The sequence below is a fragment of the Martinezella multihospitum genome (assembly GCF_900094585.1).
GTDB classification, from domain to species: Bacteria; Pseudomonadota; Alphaproteobacteria; order Rhizobiales; family Rhizobiaceae; genus Rhizobium; species Rhizobium multihospitium.
In genome coordinates, this window is record NZ_FMAG01000001.1 from 746,122 (window position 1) to 765,902 (window position 19,781).

A 19,781-nucleotide genomic window follows, 5' to 3' on the forward strand; every position below is an offset into this window, starting at 1 on the left:
GATATGGCTCTCGCACTCGTCAATCCCTTCGCTCCCGACATCAGGCATGATGCCGCCGGTAAGACCGTGGCGCCTGTCATCGATGCTCGCAACGTCGCTGTCAAATTCAAGGTCGAGGATGGCATCGTCGACGCCGTCAAGGACATCTCCTTCCAGCTCTATCGCGGCGAGACCATCGCCATCGTCGGCGAGTCCGGCTCGGGCAAATCGGTAACCGCCCGCACGGTGATGGGGCTCTTGACCAAACGTGCCGTTGTTTCGGAGAGATCCACTGTTCACTACGACGGCAAGAACGTGCTGAAATTCTCCGAGCGGGCACGCCGGCAGCTGCGCGGCGATCGGATATCGATGATCTTTCAGGAGCCGATGAGCTCGCTCAATCCGATCTACACCATCGGCAGCCAGATCGTCGAAGCGATCCGGGTTCACCGCAAAGTCAGCCGCCGCGACGCCGAGAAGCGGGCGCTCGACCTGCTGAAGCAGGTGCAGATCCCCGATCCCGAAGCACGGCTGAAGCAATATCCTCATCAGCTTTCCGGCGGGCAGCGCCAGCGTGTGATGATTGCCATGGCGCTCGCCAACGATCCGGACGTGCTGATCGCCGACGAACCGACGACGGCGCTTGACGTCACCGTGCAGGCGCAGATCCTGAACCTCATCCGCAATCTGCAGAAGCAGCTCGGCATGGCGGTGATCCTGATCACCCATGATCTGACGGTCGTGCGGCAATTCTCCGACTATGTCTATGTGATGCAGCATGGCGAGATGCGCGAGCACAACACGACCGAAGCCCTCTTCGCCAATCCGCAGCATCCCTATACGCAGCATCTCCTAACCTCGGAGCCGCGTGGACAGGCAAAACCGCTGCCGCCGAACTGCGACACAGTGCTCGAAGGCAAGTCCGTGAAAGTGGCGTTCATGCTACGCCACGGCAGCTTCTTCAAGCCTGATATGCGCGAACTCGTCGCCGTCGACAGCCTCAACATCGAGCTGCGCCGCCACGAAACGCTCGGCCTCGTCGGTGAATCCGGCTCTGGTAAGACCACGTTCGGCCAGGCGCTGTTGCGCCTGATCGATGCCGACAGCGGCGAGATTTTCTTCGATGGACAGCCGATCCATGGCCGATCGCGCGCCGAAATGCGGCCGTTACGCTCGCGCATGCAGATCGTCTTCCAGGACCCTTTTTCGTCACTCAATCCGCGCATGACGATCGGCCAGATCATTTCCGAAGGGCTGGTGGTCAACAATCTCGGCGCCAACAAGGCAGAGCGGCTGGAGCGCGTCAAGGAGGCGCTCGTCAGCGCCGGCATGCCGGCCAACATTCTCTCGCGCTTCCCACATGAATTTTCCGGCGGCCAGCGCCAGCGCATCGCGATTGCGCGCGCCATCGCGCTCGAGCCGGAATTCATTCTGCTCGACGAGCCGACCTCGGCGCTCGACCTTTCCGTCCAGGCACAGATCATCGATCTCCTGCGCAAGCTGCAGGACGAGAAAGGCCTGAGCTACCTTTTCATCTCACATGACCTCAAGGTCGTCCGCGCCCTTTGCCATCGCGTCATCGTCATGCAGCATGGCAAGATCATGGAGCAAGGGCCGGTCGAAGAGGTTCTGTCCCATCCCAAGACCGCTTACACAGAACGCCTTGTCAGAGCGGCGTTCGAAGTAGCTTCATAGCATCCAGGAGATTTTGAAATGACAGCGACTCCCAAGATCACCTTCATCGGCGCCGGCTCGACCGTCTTCATGAAAAATATCATCGGCGACGTCTTGCAACGTCCGGCCCTCGCTGGCGCGCGGATCGCGCTGATGGACATCAACCCACAGCGGCTCGACGAAAGCGCCATCGTCGCGCGCAAGCTCGCCTCGACGCTCGGCGCCTCGGCCACGGTCGAGACTTTTGCCGACCAGCGCAAGGCGCTCGATGGCGCGCATTTCGTCGTCGTCGCCTTCCAGATCGGCGGCTACGAGCCCTGCACCGTCACCGATTTCGATGTGCCGAAGAAATATGGACTACGCCAGACCATCGCCGACACGCTCGGCGTCGGCGGCATCATGCGCGGCCTGCGCACGGTTCCGCATCTGTGGAAGATCTGCGAGGACATGCTCGCCGTTTGCCCGAATGCGATCATGCTGCAATATGTGAATCCGATGGCGATCAACACCTGGGCGATCGGCGAGAAGTATCCAACCATCAAGCAGGTCGGCCTATGCCACTCGGTGCAGGGCACGGCGATGGAACTGGCCCACGATCTCGACATTCCCTACAACGAGATCCGCTACCGTTCGGCCGGCATCAACCATATGGCCTTCTACCTCGAATTCGAACATCGCCAGCCTGACGGTTCCTATCGCAACCTCTATCCGGATCTCGTGCGCGCCTATCGCGAAGGACGCGCGCCGAAGCCCGGCTGGAACCCGCGCTGCCCGAACAAGGTGCGCTATGAAATGCTGACCCGCCTCGGCTATTTCGTCACCGAAAGCTCCGAGCATTTCGCCGAATACACACCCTATTTCATCAAGGAAGGCCGCGAGGACCTGATCGAGAAGTTTGGCATTCCGCTCGACGAATATCCGAAGCGCTGCATCGAGCAGGTGGCGCGCTGGAAGAACCAGGCCGAGGAATATCGCACCGCCGAGAAGATCGAAGTCAAGCAATCGAAGGAATATGCCTCCTCGATCATCAACTCGGTCTGGACCGGCGAACCCTCCGTCATTTACGGCAACGTCCGCAACAATGGCTGCATCACCTCGCTGCCCTTTAATTGTGCGGCCGAGGTCGCCTGCCTCGTCGACGCTTCCGGCATCCAGCCGACCTATGTCGGCGACCTGCCGCCGCAGCTGACCGCTCTCATCCGCACGAACATCAACGTGCAGGAGCTAACGGTGAAGGCTCTGATGACGGAAAACCGCGAGCACATCTACCACGCCGCGATGATGGACCCGCACACCGCGGCAGAGCTCGATCTCGACCAGATCTGGTCGTTGGTCGACGAACTGCTGGCGACCCACGGCGACTGGCTGCCGGAATGGGCACGCGGCAATCGCAAGGTTCAGGCCGCGTAAAGCCACTCTCTCCCGGCTTGCGGCCCAAAGGGCCTCGCGGTGACGCCGCGGGGCCTTACATTTTTAGCTGCTGAGAAAAGATGAAAATCCAAAATGCAGCGAATGATGCCGTCATAACAGATGGCAAAGCGGGATCGACTGCGCTAGAAACGCTCGCAGTTTGGAGGAGACGAACGACATGGCCAGCTCGAACACATTCACCACCGGAACATTCGTCGGCCGCATCTGGCGCCCGGAAGTGCAAGGCCCCGCTCTCGTCACCCTTCGCGACGGCACGCTCTTTGACATCACCTCGAAGGAAGCGCCGACCATGCGCGACCTTCTGGAAAAAGATGATCCGGTGGCTTTCGTTCGCGCGCAGAAAGGCGAGGCCGTCGCCAAGCTCGACGATCTGCTGGCAACCAGGGTCGATGCCTCGTCCATCCATCTTCTCGCCCCCATCGACCTGCAGGCGATCAAGGCCTGTGGTGTCACCTTTGCCCGCTCGATGCTGGAGCGTGTCATCGAAGAACGCGCCGCCGGCAATCCAGACCTTGCCGAAGCAATCCGCGGCAAGGTGACGGCGCTGATCGGCGACAGCCTGCGCAACCTCAAGGCAGGCTCGCCGGAAGCGGCCAAGGTCAAGGCGGCGCTGATCGAGGAAGGTGTCTGGTCGCAATATCTCGAAGTCGGCATCGGACCGGATGCGGAAGTCTTTTCCAAATCGCAGGTCATGTCCTCGGTCGGCCTCGGCGCAGATGTCGGTCTGCATCCGATCTCCAAATGGAACAATCCCGAGCCGGAAATCGTGCTGGCGGTCGACAGCCAAGGCCGGGTCAAGGGCGCCACCCTCGGCAACGATGTCAACCTGCGCGACGTGGAAGGCCGCTCCGCCCTGCTCCTCGGCAAGGCCAAGGACAACAATGCCTCCTGCTCTATCGGGCCGTTCATCCGCCTGTTCGACGAGACTTACACTCTGGATGACGTGCGCAACGCCGATCTCGACCTGAAGGTCGAAGGCGAGGATGGCTATGTGCTGCATGGCCGCTCGTCGATGAAGGAAATCAGCCGCGATCCGCTCGACCTCGTCTCTCAGACCATAGGCCGCCATCATCAGTATCCCGACGGCTTCGTGCTGTTCATGGGGACGCTTTTTGCACCAGTCGAGGATCGTGACACGCCCGGCCAAGGCTTCACCCACAAGGTCGGCGACATCGTCACCATCTCCAACGACAAGCTGGGATCGCTGAAGAACCGCGTGCGGCTGTCGACCGAATGCCCACCCTGGATATTCGGAGCTTCGCATCTGATGCGCAACCTCGCACGGCGTGGGTTGATCTAAGACCTAAAAGAAATCGCGATTTGGAGCAGTTCGGCTCGTCGGGCAAGCCATGACGGGAGCCTCCTCTATCTGTGTGGCATTCCGCATTTGGCGCCATGCGTGGTTTCGTAGTTGCTCTGCCATCGATTGCGCACTTGATCGTCTTCAGACTGCTGAACATCGCATGTTCCCGAAAAACATCAAGGAGCCCTTGGATGCGCCGAGCACCCAAGGGCTCCTTGATGAAAGCTGGTTGAAAGCTTCGTCTGTTAGCTTGCTGCGCCCGGGGGGAATGGCAAACTTATCAGGAGGAATAGGATGATAAGGTCGAGCTTGGCAATTTCCACAACTGCACTCACGTTACTTATGATGACGCCGGCATTCGCATTCGATGGTTGGCACCAGCAGCATGCCACCACGATCGAAGGCAAGGGCTCAGGCTATGACTATGTGTCGGTCGATTCAGCCACACATCACGTTTTCCTGGGGCATCGCAAGGAAGGTTTGCAGGTCTTCGATCCTGCTGCCGATAAAGTCATCAAGGTGATTGATAAGACAGCGACCGATAGTTCGGATGGCGCCGTGCTGATCCCCGAATTCGATCTCGGCATTTCCAACAATGAGGATGGCACGATCACGCCGTTCAAGATTTCGACGCTGGAGGCCCAGGCACCGATCAAGGTTGGTGAGGATCTCGACACCAGCCACTATGATCCCGTCAGCAAACGTCTTGTGCTCAATATGGGCGCCGGGCAAGACGGTACCGAGCTGATTATGCTGGATGTCCCTTCACTCAAGGAAGTCGGTCGCCTGAAGGTGCCGAGCAAAAAGGTCGAAGGTGCCGATAGTGACGGCAAGACCGCTTTTTTTCTCGCCGCACAGGATCTCGATAAAGTCTACAAGATCGACACCAAGGCCGGAAAGATTGTTGCAACCTATGACACTGCCCCGGCTTGCGGTCACCCCACCGCAGTGACCGTCAATGCCGCGGACGAGCGCGTCTACATCAGCTGTCGCGGACACGACACCATCAAGCCCTCTCTCGTCGTACTTGATGGGAATAGCGGCAAGATAGTTTACAGTGCCGAGATTGGCGGAGGAACCGACAGCATCGTTTACGATGCTGATCTAAAACGCATCTTCACTGCAAATGGCGTGAGCGCCAATCTCAACGTTTTTGAGGTCGATGGCCCCGACGATTACAAGCCGCTGGAAACACTCGGCACCCGCGCCGGCGTTCGTACGATGGCGATGGATCGGCAAACCAAGGCGATCTATGCCATCACGGCCGAGGGTAGCGCCGATGCCTCCAAGAAGATCCTGACGGCAGTCTCTCCCTTCTATGCCAACACGTTCTTCCCGAATACGTTCACGGTCCTGACTTACGGAAAATAGAGAAAAGTAAGACCAAACGTCGGCCTTGCTATCGAGCCAAGGCCGACGGCTTGACCGTCAAAGGCAGGCAAATCGCGCCAACTGCCATCTACGACGCGAGGTCCTTCACATCTCTGTCTTCAACGACACGGTCGGATTGATTTCGACACTCGCTATCGAGCACGAGACCGGAGAGTTGACAGTTTCGCCGCCAATTGCGTTGCATCAATTGATGCAAGGCAGCCTCCGGCAAAAAACGGATCGTCCGACACATCGCGACCGATCCACGGCGGAAGCGCGAAGGTCTCAAGGCCTGCGGCAGACTCCGCCTCAAATTCACATAGAACCAGGCCGGCGAGGTGATCTTCGAAGACATCGATGCAATGTGCCGACGCAACAATGTCGTATCGCTTCTTCCGGACGACTTTGCCGGCCAGCGTCGATAGGAGATCATATTCCTGCGATGTCAGATAGATATTGACGATTGCGAGGGGATCATTGCCCTCACTGGGATATTTCTTGCAGAGCTTATACTGCATAACCCCATCATGATGCGTGATCTTGCGCAGCCACAGCCTGGTGTCATCCAGATAGAGATCCTCGATCATCCGAAATGCTGTTTCGGAAAGGTCCGGAATGTTGCACACAAGAAACCGACGCTCATATTCGGGCCGCGCATATTTCGGAATTGGGTTCGCCATATTGAAATGGGGCGCCCGCCTCTCAAAGCACGGGCGCGTGGCCTTTCGATATCAATGGGTGGACATCGAATGTGGCTGGTTGAGGCGGCTGCGGACGGCGGTCAGTTCGGAAGTCGTGTGGTTCAGGCGATCCGCCAGCACGCGCATGATCTCGACGGCCATTTCGGGAAAATCGCTGAGCAGCTTCAGGAAATGTTCCTTGCTGATCTTCAGCGCTTCGAGCCTGGAGGTCGCCTTTACGGTAGCGGTACGGGAAACGTCACAGAGGATGGCGATTTCGCCGACGATGGAATTGAGGTCGACTTCGGCAACCTTGATCTCGCCGGCTGGGCTATCGACGAGAATATCAGCAGTTCCTGAAAGAACAACATAGGCCGCATCACCTTGATCACCCTGATGAAACAGGGTTTGGCCAGCATTGTAGCTGACCCGATCGGACGTAAACGCCAAGAGTTTCAATTTTGCGGGTGCAATGCGCGAAAAAATCGGCACCCGCTTCAGCATTTCAACTTCGTCCTTCAGAAGCATGAGCTTCGGTACCCCCAGTGTTCGGCCCCAGACGCCACTGTTGAGATAGGATATTACGATAACAGTTCTTTGAACATACCGTTTTTCTCTAAAAGATCGGTGGTGGAGCCACTTTCGACAAGGCTGCCATGGTCGAAGACCAAAACACGGTCGAATAATTCGGCAAAGCTAGGATTGGACAGGACCCAGATGATCGCCGGTGCATAGCCGTCGCTATCGAACTCGCCCAGAATAGCCCTCGCAATCTGATCCTGAATGCGATGGTCGAGCGCCGGCAGCGGGCGGTTGCAGATGATGTAATCGGCCCGTTTCAAAAGGGCACGACCGAGATTGAGTTTCTGGCGCTGCACGTTCGTCAGGCGCTTGCCGCCAGAGCCGACATCGAAATCCAGGCCGATCGACAGAACGCCATCCTGCATGCCGAGGCGTTCGAACACATCGTACATGATCTGATGGATACGTTCCGGCGCATTCGCCTGCTGATGAGCGATACGGCCGAACAGCACGTTATCCATCAAGGTAGCGGAGGCGGTGAAGCGCTCCGGATCGTAGCGCTCGATGACCTTGGCGAGATCGGCCGGAATATTCTCATAGAACTTCGCGCGCGCCTGCACGATCTTTTCCATGAGCACCTGTGTCAGAAGGCCGAAGCGGTGACGCGGCTCGATATAGGAGAAGCTCAGGCGGATGATGGCGGCACGCTCGTCGTCGGCCGCCGCCTCATAGCCCTTGCCGTTCAGCTTCTGCAGCAGCGCCTCGTAGGTCGGGATGTCCTCCGCCGTCATGAAAGTCAGCTGCTGGAAAAACGGGTGGTCCGGCGGCAGGTCGGTAAAGAGCTCGACTGCGTTTTCGGCGATCTCGAGACCCATATCGTATAAGTCGGACACCAGGCCCGTCTCGGCGAAAATCTGCTGGAAGTAGGGGTTTGCCGCCAGCTTGCGATTGGTCATCTGCGGCCGCTTCAGCGTACCGAAGAGCAAATTTTCACCGACGGTCGCCTGCAGATTGTAGGCATCGAACTCGAAGGGAACCACCAGATCCTCGAGTTTTTCCTCCTCAAGCCGCGACCGCAATGCCTGCCGCAGCTCGACAATGCGCGATGTCAGATCCTGATGCGCGGCAGCATCGACATTCGAGCGCAATGCCATGTCGAAAATATCCTGCGACATGGCGACGGCATCGAGAACGGGACGGATGGCGGAATAAATATTGTCCGGTCCCGTTGCGCCGGCAGCGGCATAATCGACCCAATCGCTATTGAGATCGAATTCCGGATTGGCCGCACGCCGGGCCTCTGCCATGCTCCACTTGGCCTTTGCGGCCTCGTCCTCGCTATAGACAGGGGCAACCAGCGGCGCATGTTTGAGGCCATAGAGGAGATTGCTGCGCAAGGTACCGTGAAAGAAGAATGTCTCGGAGGAAGCATAGGCGATGCGCCGCCCGGTGAGCGATTCCGGTAATTCCAGAATATCGCGGCCATCGATCGAGATGCGGCCGCTGTCCGGCCAGATCAGGCGCCCGAATGCCTCTGCGAGATACTCGCCGCCCGCGCCGCTGTCGCCGACGATCGCCACCTTTTCACCGGGCTGAACTTCAACCGAAACGTGGTCCAGCACGCGCGCACCGCTGTCATCGACGACGGTGAGGTTGGTCGCAACGAGGGAATGGGTGATGCGAGCGGCCGGCGCCGGCGAAACCACCTGGATTTTCGGATCGATCAGATTGTCGACGCTGAACTGCTCGACCACCTGATTGTACTTCACCTGAACGTCCTGACGTGACTGATCCCAGTCGATCAGTTCCTTCAGCGGGCCGGGCAGATCCTTATAGGCATTGATAACGGCGACGAGCTGACCGATGTCCAGGCGGCCCTGCAGCGCCAGAAAGCCGCCGATCAGGTAGAACAGAAACGGCGTTACCTGAGCAAGGAAGTTGTTGATGAATTTCACCAGGAACTTCCACTGGTAGAGATCGTAGCGGATCGAGAAGATCAATCCGAGCCGCTGGGCGATATCGGCGCGCTCCAGGTTCGTGGTGTCGTTGGCGTGGATGGTGCCGATACCGTCGACGATCTCACCAACGCGGCCCGAAAGCTCGCGCGCCGTCAGCTGGCGCTGGCGCCCGAGTTCCAGGAGCCGCTTGCGCATGCGGGGAATGACGATCGCCTGCACAGCGACGATGGCGGCAGCGATCATGCCGAGCCAGAAATTCTGCATGATGATGAAGACGAGCGCCGTTACCGCCTGGCCGCCGAGAAGGGCGGGCTGCACGAAGGCATCGCCCGTGAAGCCGCCCATGGGCTCCACCTCGTCCTTGATCATGGTGGCGATTTCGGCGGGCTTCACCCGCTTGAAATGCGCCGGCGGAAACCGCAATACCCGGTCGATCAGCTCGAAGCGGATGCGGCGAAGCATGCGCTCACCCAACCGTCCCTTGTAGGTGTTGATATAGAGCTTGAAGAGGCCGTTGAGGACGACCAGGGCCAAAAACACCATGCTCAGCGCAACGAGCATCCACATGCGCGTCAGCTGCAGGCCCTGAAAAATCTCGACATGGCCGATGAGCGGCACATCAAAGGCGATGTGCATGAAGGTCTGCGTATCGCCGGGATGTTCGAAACCCTTGCCCTGAATAGGTCCGTTGACGATCTGCTTCGGCAAGTCGAAGGACAGGAAGTACGGGATCATCGAGGCCGCGACGACGAGCAGTATCCAGATCTGCTCCAGCCGGGTATTCGACCAAATATAGCGCGCTAGGCTTTTTTCCATTGCTTACTGCAGGCTTTCAAATTCAACGCCCAGCGCCAGCGCGATGCCGGCACCGATGTTGCAGAGATGCGGGAAGGTTTCGTTACGGATACGTGGCCCCATATGTGAAAGGGGACTCCGCCCGGTCTTTCGTCCACGCTCCTCCCGATTCATCGATTTTTCGATTTATATCACAAGATTGCGGGAATCCAGGAGGATAAAACGACAGGATGTCCCCGATATCAGCCGCACACGTCGCTACCTGACCTCACGCAGAAAGGCGGATGTTCTGGCGGCGCCGCCAAGATCGATATCCGGGTTGCCTGGCTTGGGTCGGGACAGCGCCGTCCTCACGGCCTCGACCAGCATATCCGTCGTCAATCCCGCTTCCTGCAGGGCCAATGCCAACCCCAATCTCTCCAGCCGCTCGGCTCTGACGGATTGCTCCGTCTCGCCGCCGGCGGTGAAGGGAACCAGAATGGCGCGACAGCCGGCCACGAGAAGATCACCGACCGTATTATAGCCGGCCTGCGAAATCGAAAGCTCGGCGCCGCGCAGAAGCGAGGGAAAATCCTTGCGGAAGCGAACGAGCTCGACATTGCCAGGCGCATCCATGGCGAGATCGGCATAATCCTGTTCCGGCAGGTTCGGCCCGGCGATCAACAGCCAGCGGCGATCGGTCGCGACGCGGCTTGCCGCTTCCAGCGAGGCACGGATGAGGTCGCGCCCGACAGCGCCACCGCCGGCCGAAACGACGATGTCGAAGGTTTCGACCGGTTCCGGCGGCAAAGCGGGTGCGACAAGACCCGTATAGACAATCTTGTCGGCGATCGCCTCGGTCAGGGGAAAGGTCTCTTCCAGCCGGACGAAATGCGGATCGCCATGGACGAGCACGCCATCAAAGTGGTCGCGAAGCAGGCCGACCGTCTCTTCGTCGCGCCCCGGTTTCTTCTGTTGCTGCAGAATATCGCGCACCGAGGTATAGAGCCTCGGCTTTGGATTGGCTTCAGAAATGGCACCGAGCAGCGGCAGAAGCTCGAAACGCATCTGCCTGCGGCCGAAGGGAAAGGCCTCGATGATGACGACATCGGGCGCCGCTCGCCGGAACGCCTCCAGCAGCAAGTCGCGACGCCGAGACAGGAACTCCTCGCCGGCGGCCTTGCCAGACTGATCGGCAAGACCGGAGAAGCCGGCGCTGCTCGCAACCACGGCCGGCAAGGTGACGGAGGTAACGTCCGCCCCCGGAAATCCGTTCACCGGCACGCCGCCGGTGACCACCGTCACCTGGCAGCCGTCTTTCGCCAGCGCACTGGCGATGCGGCTCGCCCGCGCCAGATGGCCGATGCCAAGCAGATGCTGAACGTAAAAAAAGACCCGCAAGGGGGAGCTATCCGAAGCTGTCATGCGGATTTCCGCCATTGATCTTCTCTCTGCCATTGCTCCTCGAACAGCCCGGTCAGTTGCCGGATGCTGGCGTGATAGTCGAAATGCTCGCGCACCCGCCTTTCGGCCGCTTCGCCCAGCCTGTGGCGCAGTGCCGGGTTGCGAATGGCGGATTCCAGCGCCACGGCGAGCGCCTGCGGGTCCTCGGAAGGAACGACAAGCCCATTCGCGCCATCCTCGAGGAGTTCCGGAACGCCGGAAACATTGGTGGAGACGCAGACAAGACGCTGGCTCGAGGCCTCGACGAGCACGTTCGGCAGCCCGTCACGATCACCGTCGGCGGCCACCCGGCAGGCGAGCGCGAAGATATCGGCCTGGCGATAATGGGCAAGAACGTCTTCCTGTGCCAGCGCACCCTTCCAGGTGATGCGGTCGGCGATGCCAAGCGTATCGGCCAATGCCTTGAGTTTCGTCAGACCATCGCCACCACCGATATGGGTAAAGCGCCAAGTGAGATCGCCGGGCAGCAATGCCAGCGCCTTCAGCAGCACGTCATATCCCTTCTTCTCCACCGCACGTCCAACACTGAGGATAAAAGCGGGATCGGAAGCGTCCCTGCCATCGCGGCTGGAATGTTCGCCGGTGAAGGAGCCGAAGCGATCGAGATCCAGACCGTGATAGCTCAGATGGACCCTGTCGTCCGCTCCGACTAGGTCGCGCATGTGCTCGAAACCGGTGCGCGTGCAGGTCACAGTCCAGCGGGCGCGGCCGAGCTTTTCCGAGAGCTCCCAGTCCGGTGACGTCCAGATATCCTTGGCATGGGCCGAACACGTCCAGGGAATACCGGTCATGATGCTGGCATAGGACGTTACCGAGGCCGGCGTATGGATGAAATGCGCATGCAGCCATTCGCCGCCATCGGGCCATTCATGCGCCAGCACCAAGGCCTGACCGAAGCGCCGCACGCGGTTCGGCGTGATATCCCGCTTGAGATCGGTCCAGAACTGCTTCAGGAGCGGCTTGAACCCCGGCTTGCCGAGAGCGGCAACGAAGGCGCGAAGCACCCTCAGCGGCTCGTTGTGCAGATATTCGGGCAGATAGACGACGCGCGCCTTGATCTCGTCATGGACAGGATGGCGCTTCTTGTCCGTGGGCTTGCGCATCGAAATCAGCGTCAGGTCGAAGCCGGCCTTCTCCAGGCCGAGCAGCTCCTGCGCGATGAAGGTTTCCGACAGGCGGGGATAGCCTTTCAGGACCACCAGTATTTTCTTCCGCATCGACAGGTTCCGGTGATCTACTCGGCAACGATCGATAGCGGCGTATAGCGCTCGCGATCATCGAACCATTCGCCGACGGTGCGCGAAATATGCACGAGCCCTTCCAGCCGCATGTTGCTGTTGCTCGCCGAAGGCGGCGCCTGGTTCGGAAGGCGCTTGAGGGCAGCGGCAAGCTGCTTCGGATCGGCAGATTCTTCCGGCAGCAGCATGTCGACGAGGCCGAGCTCGCTTGCCCGCTGCGCGCGGATGAGTTGCTCCTCGCGCGGGCGCGTGCGTGGGATGATCAGCGCCGGCTTGTCGAAGGACAGAATTTCGCAATAGGTATTATAGCCGCCCATGGCCACGACGGCCTTGGCGCCGGCAATCAGCTCTTCCATCTTGTTGTCGAACTCGATGACCTGCAGACAGCTGATCTTGCTGGCGCGTTCCAAAAGCTGGCCGCGCTCCTTGGCGGGCATATAGGGGCCGAGCACGATCAACGTCTTCTGCGTGAGAGAGCTATCCTCCTCGAAAGCGGCGATGACATCGCTGACGAGATCGGCTCCGTCGCCGCCGCCGCCCGTTGTCACCAGGATATAATCCTCGTCAGGCACATGTTCCGACTTCGTGCCCAGAGTGGAAACGCTGCGCTGCAGGAAGCCGACGAACTCCATCTTCCGGCGCACGCCGGAGGGAACATCGAGGCCGACGAGCGGATCGTGAAAATCCGGCGGGCCATAGACCCAGACGCGATCGTAGAACTGATCGATCTTCTGCAGGACGTTGTTCTTCTTCCATTCGGCTTCCAGCAGGTGCGGCGCATCCATGACGTCGCGCATGCCGAGAACGAGCGTTGTGCCCCGCGCCTTGAGATAGGTCAGCGTCTCCTCGACTTCGCCTTTCAGCCCCATCGGCTCCTTGTCGACAATGAAAACGTCGGGCTGGAAGGTTTCGGCCGTATGGCGAATGATCGATTGTCGCATCTTCAGCGTTTCCTGCAGCGCGACATGGCTCGCCATAGACGTGTATTCGCCGTCGCGCAGCTTGATGACGCTCGGCACTTTGACGAAATCGACACGAGCACGATAATCGAATGCCCCGGCGATCGTCGCGCCGGAAATGATCAGCACGTTCAAACCGCGATAGTCCTCGACAAGCGCATGGGCTATCGTTCTGCACCGCCTCAGATGGCCCAGACCAAACGTGTCGTGGCTATACATGAGGATTCGAGCATCTTCTAAGCGCCGCTTCATAGGCAAAAACCTCTGGGGGTGAAAGTTATACGCGGTATGTCGGCAAACGACATCCGCGGGCCGCTTCTCGAATTGCAATCCTGTCTTCGCCGTTCATCCTGCTATTTGTAGGGATCGGCGGCATCGCGCAAGCCGTCTCCTAAAAAGTTGAACGCCAGAATGACCAAAATCACCGGGATCATAGGGAAAAGGAGCCATGGATAGAAGGCGATGACGCTAACGCTCCTTGCCTCGGTCAGCAAAATGCCCCAGCTCGTGATTGGCGGGCGAAGCCCCAATCCGAGGAAGCTGAGCGCGGTTTCGCCGAGAATCATGCTCGGAACCGAGATCGTTGCCGTGGCGATCAGATGGGACATGAAGCCGGGAACGAGATGGCGGCCAATGATACGGCGCGTACTTGCGCCCATCAATTGTGCGGCAAGCACATAGTCCTCCTCTCGCAGGGACAGAAGCTTCGAGCGCACGGCGCGTGCAAGGCCGGTCCAGTCGAGAATGCCGAGAATGATGGTAATGCCGAAATAGACGATGATCGGACTCCAGCTCACGGGCATGATCGCCGCCAGCGCCATCCACAATGGCAGGCTCGGCAGCGATTGCAGCACCTCGATCACGCGCTGAACGAGGAGATCGAAAAGACCGCCGTGATAACCTGCCAGACCGCCGATAACGACACCGAGCACGAAGCTGATCGCTATGCCGATCAACCCGATCGTCAAGGATATGCGCGCGCCGTAGATGATGCGCGACAGCACGTCCCGACCCAGACGATCGGTTCCAAGCAGATACATTTGCCCACCGACGGAAGGGCAGACCAGATGGAGGTTCGAATCCACCAAGCCCCAGAAGCGATAGGCGTCGCCGCGGCAGAAAAAGCGGATCGGCTGCACGTCCGACGGGTTTTCGGTATAGATTCGGCGCAGCGTATCGATATCGAGCGTCATTTTCCGGCCGTAGACAAACGGCCCGACGAACTCGCCCTTGTCGAAGAAATGGACCATCTGCGGCGGCGAGTGGATGTAATCGACATTGCGGCTGTGCAGCCCGTAGGGCGCCAGGAACTCCGCAATCAGGATCATGCCATAGGCCAACAGCAGAAAGATGCCGGAGGCGAGCGCAAGCTTGTGCTTTTTGAACTTCCACCACATCAGCTTCTTCTGCGAAGCCATGTAATAGCGCTGCTGGCCGGCGGACATGGCTTCGAACTGATCCGGATCGAAAGCCGCGTTCGAGACGTAATGCTCCAGGGGGGCACCGGGTTTTGGCAGGGATACGCTCACTTTGTGCTCCTGCCTTGCAAGCGGATACGGGGATCGAGAAAGCCGAGCGCGATATCCGAGATCAGCACGCCGATAACATTGAGGAAGGCGAGAAACATCAGAAATGAACCGGCAAGATACATGTCCTGGCTTTGCAGGGCGCGGATCAACATCGGGCCGGTCGTCTCCAGCGACAGCACGATGGCGGTGATCTCGGCGCCCGAAATGATCGACGGCAGGATGGAGCCGATATCGGCCACGAAGAAGTTCAGCGCCATGCGTAGCGGATATTTCACCAGAGCCCTCAGGGGATGCAGCCCCTTGGCTCGTGCGGTGATGACATATTGCTTCTGCATCTCGTCGAGCAGATTGGCGCGAAGACGGCGGATCATGCCCGCCGTCCCTGCCGTGCCGACGATGATAACCGGAATCCACAGATGCGACAGGATCGAGCGCGCCTTTTCCCAGCTCATCGGCTGCGAGAGATATTGCTGATCCATCAGATGGCCGATCGACACGCCGAACCAGACATTGGCGAAATACATCAGGATCAGCGCCAGCATGAAATTCGGGATGGCAATGCCGAGCAGGCCAAGGAAGGTCAGGCCGTAATCGCCCCAGCTATATTGATGGGTGGCGGAATAGATGCCGATCGGGAAGGCGATCAGCCAGGTCACGAGAATCGTCGTCATCGATACGAGAATAGTCAGCCACAAGCGGTCGCCGACGACATCCGAAACCGGCAGCTGATATTCGAAGGAATAGCCGAAATCGCCATGCAGCATTCCGGCAACCCAATGGACATATTGAAGCGGCATAGGCTGATCGAGGCCATATTCGTGACGAAGATTGTCGATCTCCTGAAGGTTCGCCGTCTCACCCTGAGCGCGCAGCTCGGCGATCTGGCTTTCGAAGAAGTCTCCGGGCGGAAGCTGGATGATCGTGAAGACCAGCATCGAAATGACGATCAGTGTCGGGATCATCACCGCGATGCGCCAAAGGATATATCTAAGCATTCCGGCGATCCTCCTTCATCCAGAAGGTATCCGGCATGTAGACACCGAGAAAACAGGTTGGATCGAAACCGTAAAGCGCCTTTTCCGGTACGTTCTGCATGCGTGCCGAATGTACGATCGGCTGCAGCGTGGCGTTGATGAGGCCGATGGAGAAAACCTGGTCCGTATAGATCGACAGCATTTCGTGCCAGATCTCGGCACGCTCGAAGGAAGAGGCCGCCGCCTCCCATTCGCGAAGCAGCTTGACGAGGTTGGCTGCCTCCGGAACATCGGGCGCAACACCCTGCGTCTCACGCGAAAGATAGTACATGCCCCAGAGCGGCCACTGCATCTGGTCGTCGGTTGTCGGCGCCAGTTCTGCCGGGTTCATGTCCGCTGTCGGCACGCCGTTATCCAGGCCGTACCACAAGGACATCAGAATACGCCCACCCATGGCGCGGCTGCGGAAAATGTCGCGTTGCGATACACGCGTGAACAGCGCAATGCCGACCTTGCGCCAGTGATCGGTGACGAGTTCCAGGACATCCGCATCCAGCGGGCTTTCGCCCGGTGTTTCCACCGTGATTTCCATGCGCCGCCCGTCCGGCAACAGGCGAATGCCATCTACATCGCGCTTGGCAAGACCGGCGGCGTCCAGCAGCACATTGGCCTGATCCGGATCGTGCGCAATCCAGGCCGACGCATATTCCGGCTTGTAGAGCGGGCTGTCCGGCAGGACAGTATTGGCGCTTTCGGTGCCGAGGCCGTAGAAGACGGCCATGTTGACCTCATGGCGGTCAATCGCCAGCGACAGGGCGCGCCTCACGCGCACATCGCGCAGAACGTCCCGCCATACGGCATCGGCGCTGTTCAGATTGGGAAATAGTGCAACCCGCGACCCGCGCGCCGCTTTCCAGAGATTGACCTTGATCGGGTGGAGCTTCTCCGCTTCCTTGAGGAAGGTATAGTCGTTGAAATCTATGCCGTTTGCCTGCAGATCGCTTTCTCCCGCACCGGTCTTGGCGGCGATGATCGCGGAAGAGCTGATGTTCAGGATCATCCGGTCTATATAGGGCAACTGCCGGCCATTTTCGTCAACGCGATGGAAATAGGGATTGCGCTCGAAGACGAATTGCTCGGCCGGCGGGGCGGTCGTATTGCGCCAGGGATCGAGTACCGGCAGGTTAGGATTTTCCGGCCGGTAGGAACGGGCCATCTTGATATGAAGGTCCTGCCATTTCTTGGCGCGGTTTTCCTTTATCAGTGAGGAAAGGCGAATGCTGTCCTGATATTTCTTGTGGAACTGTTTCAGATAATGCGCAGGCCCGGCGATGACGAGCGGCTGCGGCGCGGCCAGAATCGGCAGGAAATCGGGATTTGGATCATCCCAGGAATAACGCACCGTCAGTTCATCGAGCAGTTCGAAGCGCGGCAGGTTGCCGTGCGGACGCAGCTCCAAGGCACCACCACCCGGTGTCAGCTCCTTGTTGAGGATGACGTCTTCCCACCAATAGCGGAAATCATAGGCCGTGAAAGGATGTCCATCCGACCATTTATGTCCGTCGCGGAGCTTGAAGGTGAAGACCATGTCGTTGACGGAGGTGAATGACTCCAGAATATCAGGCTGCAACGACAGGGTACGATCATAGCCGACGAGACGGGCATAGCCATATATCGTCATGAAGCGGATATCGTTCTGGCTGCCGACGATGGTGCGCACGGAGCCGCCATATTGACCCGGCGTACGGCCCATGGCCGCGACGTTGACGATACGCGGGAATTTCGGCAAACGCCTGGCAAGATGCGGCATCTGGCCGGCCCTCAGCCAATCGGCGAAATATTCCGGCTCGTTGTCGACGTCGGCTGCGAGAACGGGCTGAGGCAGAACGGTAGAGGCCAAAAGGCCGAGAAAGGTGCGCCGATTGATCATTTGCGCAGCTCCTGGACACCGAGACCCCGGCGGGCGCGCACGAAATGCCCCCCACCCAAATCGGCATAGGCCAGATCTCCGTCCGCTCCCTCGGAGAATTGCGGCCCCCACTTCTGCTTGGCCGCCGCGCCTTCGCTGCTCAGGGCAGAAAAATTCAGCGGACGGTCCAGATCGGGGAATGGCACCGCCGCAAGCAGCGAGCGTGTGTAGGGATGAACTGGATCGCGCAGGATGATCTCGCGCGGCGCGATTTCGACGATGCGTCCACGCGCCATCACGGCAATCCGATCGGCCATATAGTCGACCACGGCGAGATTGTGCGAAATGAACAGATAGGTCAGGCCGAGTTCTTTCTGCAGATCCTTGAGGAGATTCAGGATTTGCGCCTGGACGGACACGTCGAGCGCCGAGACGGGCTCGTCGAGGATCAGAAGCTTCGGGCCTAGCGCCAAAGCGCGTGCAATTCCGATGCGCTGGCGCTGGCCGCCGGAGAAGCTATGCGGATAGCGACTCAAATAGTGCTTGTCGAGCCCGATCGCCTGCATCAGCGCCTTGACCTTCTCCTTGCGCTCGTCGCTGTCGCCACGCCCGTGGATTTCCAGGGGTTCGCTCAGGATGTTACGGATGGTCATGCGCGGAGAAAGCGAAGAGACCGGGTCCTGGAAAACCATTTGGATCTTCGTGCGCAGGTCCATCAATTCGTCGCCCTTGACGGCTAGCACATCGATCTTGCCGCTGCCGTCATCGAAGCTCACGGAACCGCTGTCAGCGGTGACACCCCGCATCAGGATCTTGCTTACCGTCGTCTTGCCGCAACCGCTTTCCCCGACCAGGCCGAGACATTCGCCGCGGCGAATATCGAAACTGACATCATCGACCGCACGGAACTTCGTGCCCTCCCGTCGCCCAAACAGCCCGCCGGCCTTCGAGGTGTAGGTCTTGGTCAGATTGCGCACGCTGAGCAGGACATCGGGCGCCGTGCCCGCAGCCGGCACACCGTTGCCGATAAGCTTCTTCTTGCCGGAGAAAGTGCCGAGATTGACCGGGACATCCCGCAGGGACTTCAATCGCTCTCCCGGCTTCATGTCGAAATGCGGAACCGCCGACATCAGCGCCTTCAGATAGCGATGCTGCGGCTGGCGAAAGATCGTGTCGACCGGACCTGCTTCCATGATCTCGCCGTGATAGATGACCACGACCTCGTCGGCCATGTTCGCAACGACGCCGAGATCATGAGTGATCAACAGCATAGCCATGTTGAACGTCTGCTGGAGATTGCGCAGCAGGCCGAGGATCTGCGCCTGGATGGTGACATCCAATGCCGTCGTCGGCTCATCGGCGATCAGCAGCGCCGGATTGCAGATCAGCGCCATGGCGATCATCGCGCGCTGGCGCATGCCTCCGGAAAGCTCGAAGGGATACATGTCGAAAGTGCGAACCGGATCCTGAAACCCGACGAGGTTCAGCATCTCTTCCGTCTTTTCGCGCTGCTCGGCTCTGCTGGTGCCTGCACTGTGAATGCGAAGCGCTTCACTGATCTGGTTGCCGACAGTATGCAGCGGCGACAACGAGGTCATCGGCTCCTGGAAGATCTTTGCCATGCGCGCGCCACGCAGCCCGCGGATCGCGACGCCGTCGCGCGGCAGCTGAAGAATATCGGTCGTCTGACCGTTGAGCGGATCGGTAAACAGAATCCGGCCGGTCGCCTTCGCCGCCGTTGGGAGGATGCCCATGATCGATTGGCTGATGATCGACTTGCCGGAGCCGGATTCGCCGACCAGCGCCGTAACCTTGCCCGGAAGCACTCTCAAGCCGGCATTCTTTACGACGCGCAGACTATCCCCGTAAAGGGAGAATGAGACGTCGAGGTTCTCAATACGCAGTAGATCAGTCCCTGACGCCATACATATTACTTCCCGCTCACATGACCTTTGTGGCCTTATACGGCACACTAACGTAGGCCATAACGGGTGTCTAGCTGGTCAAAGCAATGCC

At 59.2% G+C, this 19,781-nt stretch carries 14 protein-coding genes; 4 read left to right on the plus strand and 10 right to left on the minus strand.

The window, feature by feature from the left end; genetic code table 11:
- The first annotated feature begins 3 nt into the window (after positions 1 to 3).
- The 4 genes from GA0061103_RS03380 to GA0061103_RS03395 all read left to right on the plus strand — a co-directional run bounded on the left by GA0061103_RS03380 (position 4) and on the right by GA0061103_RS03395 (position 5,758).
- On the plus strand, positions 4 to 1,674 hold the full coding sequence (locus GA0061103_RS03380; protein ID WP_092707073.1) for an ABC transporter ATP-binding protein: 1,671 nt from the start codon (positions 4 to 6) through the stop codon (positions 1,672 to 1,674).
- An 18-nt stretch (positions 1,675 to 1,692) separates the two neighbouring features.
- A complete protein-coding gene (melA, locus tag GA0061103_RS03385; protein WP_092707075.1) occupies positions 1,693 to 3,063 on the plus strand; it encodes an alpha-glucosidase/alpha-galactosidase in 1,371 nt (456 codons plus the stop codon).
- A 178-nt stretch (positions 3,064 to 3,241) separates the two neighbouring features.
- Positions 3,242 to 4,384, plus strand: a complete 1,143-nt coding sequence (locus tag GA0061103_RS03390; protein WP_092707076.1) for a fumarylacetoacetate hydrolase family protein — start codon at positions 3,242 to 3,244, stop codon at positions 4,382 to 4,384.
- Positions 4,385 to 4,681: 297 nt separating this feature from the next.
- Positions 4,682 to 5,758 carry a YncE family protein gene (locus GA0061103_RS03395; protein ID WP_141694415.1) on the plus strand — a complete coding sequence of 359 codons (1,077 nt, stop codon included), beginning with the start codon at positions 4,682 to 4,684 and terminating at the stop codon, positions 5,756 to 5,758.
- A 152-nt stretch (positions 5,759 to 5,910) separates the two neighbouring features.
- Here the strand turns inward: GA0061103_RS03395 and GA0061103_RS03400 are convergent, their stop codons facing one another.
- The 10 genes from GA0061103_RS03400 to GA0061103_RS03445 all read right to left on the minus strand — a co-directional run bounded on the left by GA0061103_RS03400 (position 5,911) and on the right by GA0061103_RS03445 (position 19,690).
- Positions 5,911 to 6,345 carry a CYTH domain-containing protein gene (locus GA0061103_RS03400; RefSeq protein ID WP_141694416.1) on the minus strand — a complete coding sequence of 145 codons (435 nt, stop codon included), beginning with the start codon at positions 6,343 to 6,345 and terminating at the stop codon, positions 5,911 to 5,913.
- Between the two features lie 144 nt (positions 6,346 to 6,489).
- Positions 6,490 to 6,966, minus strand: a complete 477-nt coding sequence (locus GA0061103_RS03405) for a cyclic nucleotide-binding domain-containing protein (protein WP_047631808.1) — start codon at positions 6,964 to 6,966, stop codon at positions 6,490 to 6,492.
- A 53-nt stretch (positions 6,967 to 7,019) separates the two neighbouring features.
- Positions 7,020 to 9,734 (minus strand): ABC transporter transmembrane domain-containing protein, encoded by a 2,715-nt coding sequence (locus GA0061103_RS03410; RefSeq protein ID WP_092707082.1) that lies wholly within the window; start codon positions 9,732 to 9,734, stop codon positions 7,020 to 7,022.
- 237 nt (positions 9,735 to 9,971) lie between these two features.
- Positions 9,972 to 11,117, minus strand: a complete 1,146-nt coding sequence (locus GA0061103_RS03415; RefSeq protein ID WP_092707084.1) for a glycosyltransferase family protein — start codon at positions 11,115 to 11,117, stop codon at positions 9,972 to 9,974.
- Positions 11,114 to 12,379 (minus strand): glycosyltransferase family 4 protein, encoded by a 1,266-nt coding sequence (locus GA0061103_RS03420; RefSeq protein WP_208603493.1) that lies wholly within the window; start codon positions 12,377 to 12,379, stop codon positions 11,114 to 11,116. Before GA0061103_RS03420 ends, GA0061103_RS03415 begins: the two co-directional genes overlap by 4 nt.
- An 11-nt stretch (positions 12,380 to 12,390) precedes the next feature.
- Complete coding sequence (locus GA0061103_RS03425) at positions 12,391 to 13,605, minus strand: glycosyltransferase family protein (protein WP_092707088.1); 1,215 nt, start codon at positions 13,603 to 13,605, stop codon at positions 12,391 to 12,393.
- Positions 13,606 to 13,706: 101 nt separating this feature from the next.
- Complete coding sequence (locus tag GA0061103_RS03430; protein ID WP_092707090.1) at positions 13,707 to 14,882, minus strand: ABC transporter permease; 1,176 nt, start codon at positions 14,880 to 14,882, stop codon at positions 13,707 to 13,709.
- Complete coding sequence (locus tag GA0061103_RS03435; RefSeq protein ID WP_092707092.1) at positions 14,879 to 15,877, minus strand: ABC transporter permease; 999 nt, start codon at positions 15,875 to 15,877, stop codon at positions 14,879 to 14,881. The genes GA0061103_RS03430 and GA0061103_RS03435 overlap by 4 nt, the downstream gene beginning before the upstream one ends.
- Entirely contained in the window at positions 15,870 to 17,786 is a 1,917-nt protein-coding gene (locus tag GA0061103_RS03440; RefSeq protein WP_092707094.1) for an ABC transporter substrate-binding protein, read from the minus strand. Before GA0061103_RS03440 ends, GA0061103_RS03435 begins: the two co-directional genes overlap by 8 nt.
- Positions 17,783 to 19,690, minus strand: a complete 1,908-nt coding sequence (locus GA0061103_RS03445; RefSeq protein ID WP_092707096.1) for an ABC transporter ATP-binding protein — start codon at positions 19,688 to 19,690, stop codon at positions 17,783 to 17,785. The genes GA0061103_RS03440 and GA0061103_RS03445 overlap by 4 nt, the downstream gene beginning before the upstream one ends.
- Positions 19,691 to 19,781 lie beyond the last annotated feature (91 nt).

What these genes read in the sequence shown, in the direction of transcription:
- GA0061103_RS03380 (WP_092707073.1), top strand. Translation starts at nt 4, where the DNA reads ATGGCTCTCGCACTCGTCAATCCCTTCGCTCCCGACATCAGGCATGAT.
- melA (WP_092707075.1), top strand. Translation starts at nt 1,693, where the DNA reads ATGACAGCGACTCCCAAGATCACCTTCATCGGCGCCGGCTCGACCGTC.
- GA0061103_RS03390 (WP_092707076.1), top strand. Translation starts at nt 3,242, where the DNA reads ATGGCCAGCTCGAACACATTCACCACCGGAACATTCGTCGGCCGCATC.
- GA0061103_RS03395 (WP_141694415.1), top strand. Translation starts at nt 4,682, where the DNA reads ATGATAAGGTCGAGCTTGGCAATTTCCACAACTGCACTCACGTTACTT.
- GA0061103_RS03400 (WP_141694416.1), bottom strand. Translation starts at nt 6,345, where the DNA reads ATGATCGAGGATCTCTATCTGGATGACACCAGGCTGTGGCTGCGCAAG.
- GA0061103_RS03405 (WP_047631808.1), bottom strand. Translation starts at nt 6,966, where the DNA reads ATGCTTCTGAAGGACGAAGTTGAAATGCTGAAGCGGGTGCCGATTTTT.
- GA0061103_RS03410 (WP_092707082.1), bottom strand. Translation starts at nt 9,734, where the DNA reads ATGGAAAAAAGCCTAGCGCGCTATATTTGGTCGAATACCCGGCTGGAG.
- GA0061103_RS03415 (WP_092707084.1), bottom strand. Translation starts at nt 11,117, where the DNA reads ATGACAGCTTCGGATAGCTCCCCCTTGCGGGTCTTTTTTTACGTTCAG.
- GA0061103_RS03425 (WP_092707088.1), bottom strand. Translation starts at nt 13,605, where the DNA reads ATGAAGCGGCGCTTAGAAGATGCTCGAATCCTCATGTATAGCCACGAC.
- GA0061103_RS03435 (WP_092707092.1), bottom strand. Translation starts at nt 15,877, where the DNA reads ATGCTTAGATATATCCTTTGGCGCATCGCGGTGATGATCCCGACACTG.
- GA0061103_RS03440 (WP_092707094.1), bottom strand. Translation starts at nt 17,786, where the DNA reads ATGATCAATCGGCGCACCTTTCTCGGCCTTTTGGCCTCTACCGTTCTG.
- GA0061103_RS03445 (WP_092707096.1), bottom strand. Translation starts at nt 19,690, where the DNA reads ATGGCGTCAGGGACTGATCTACTGCGTATTGAGAACCTCGACGTCTCA.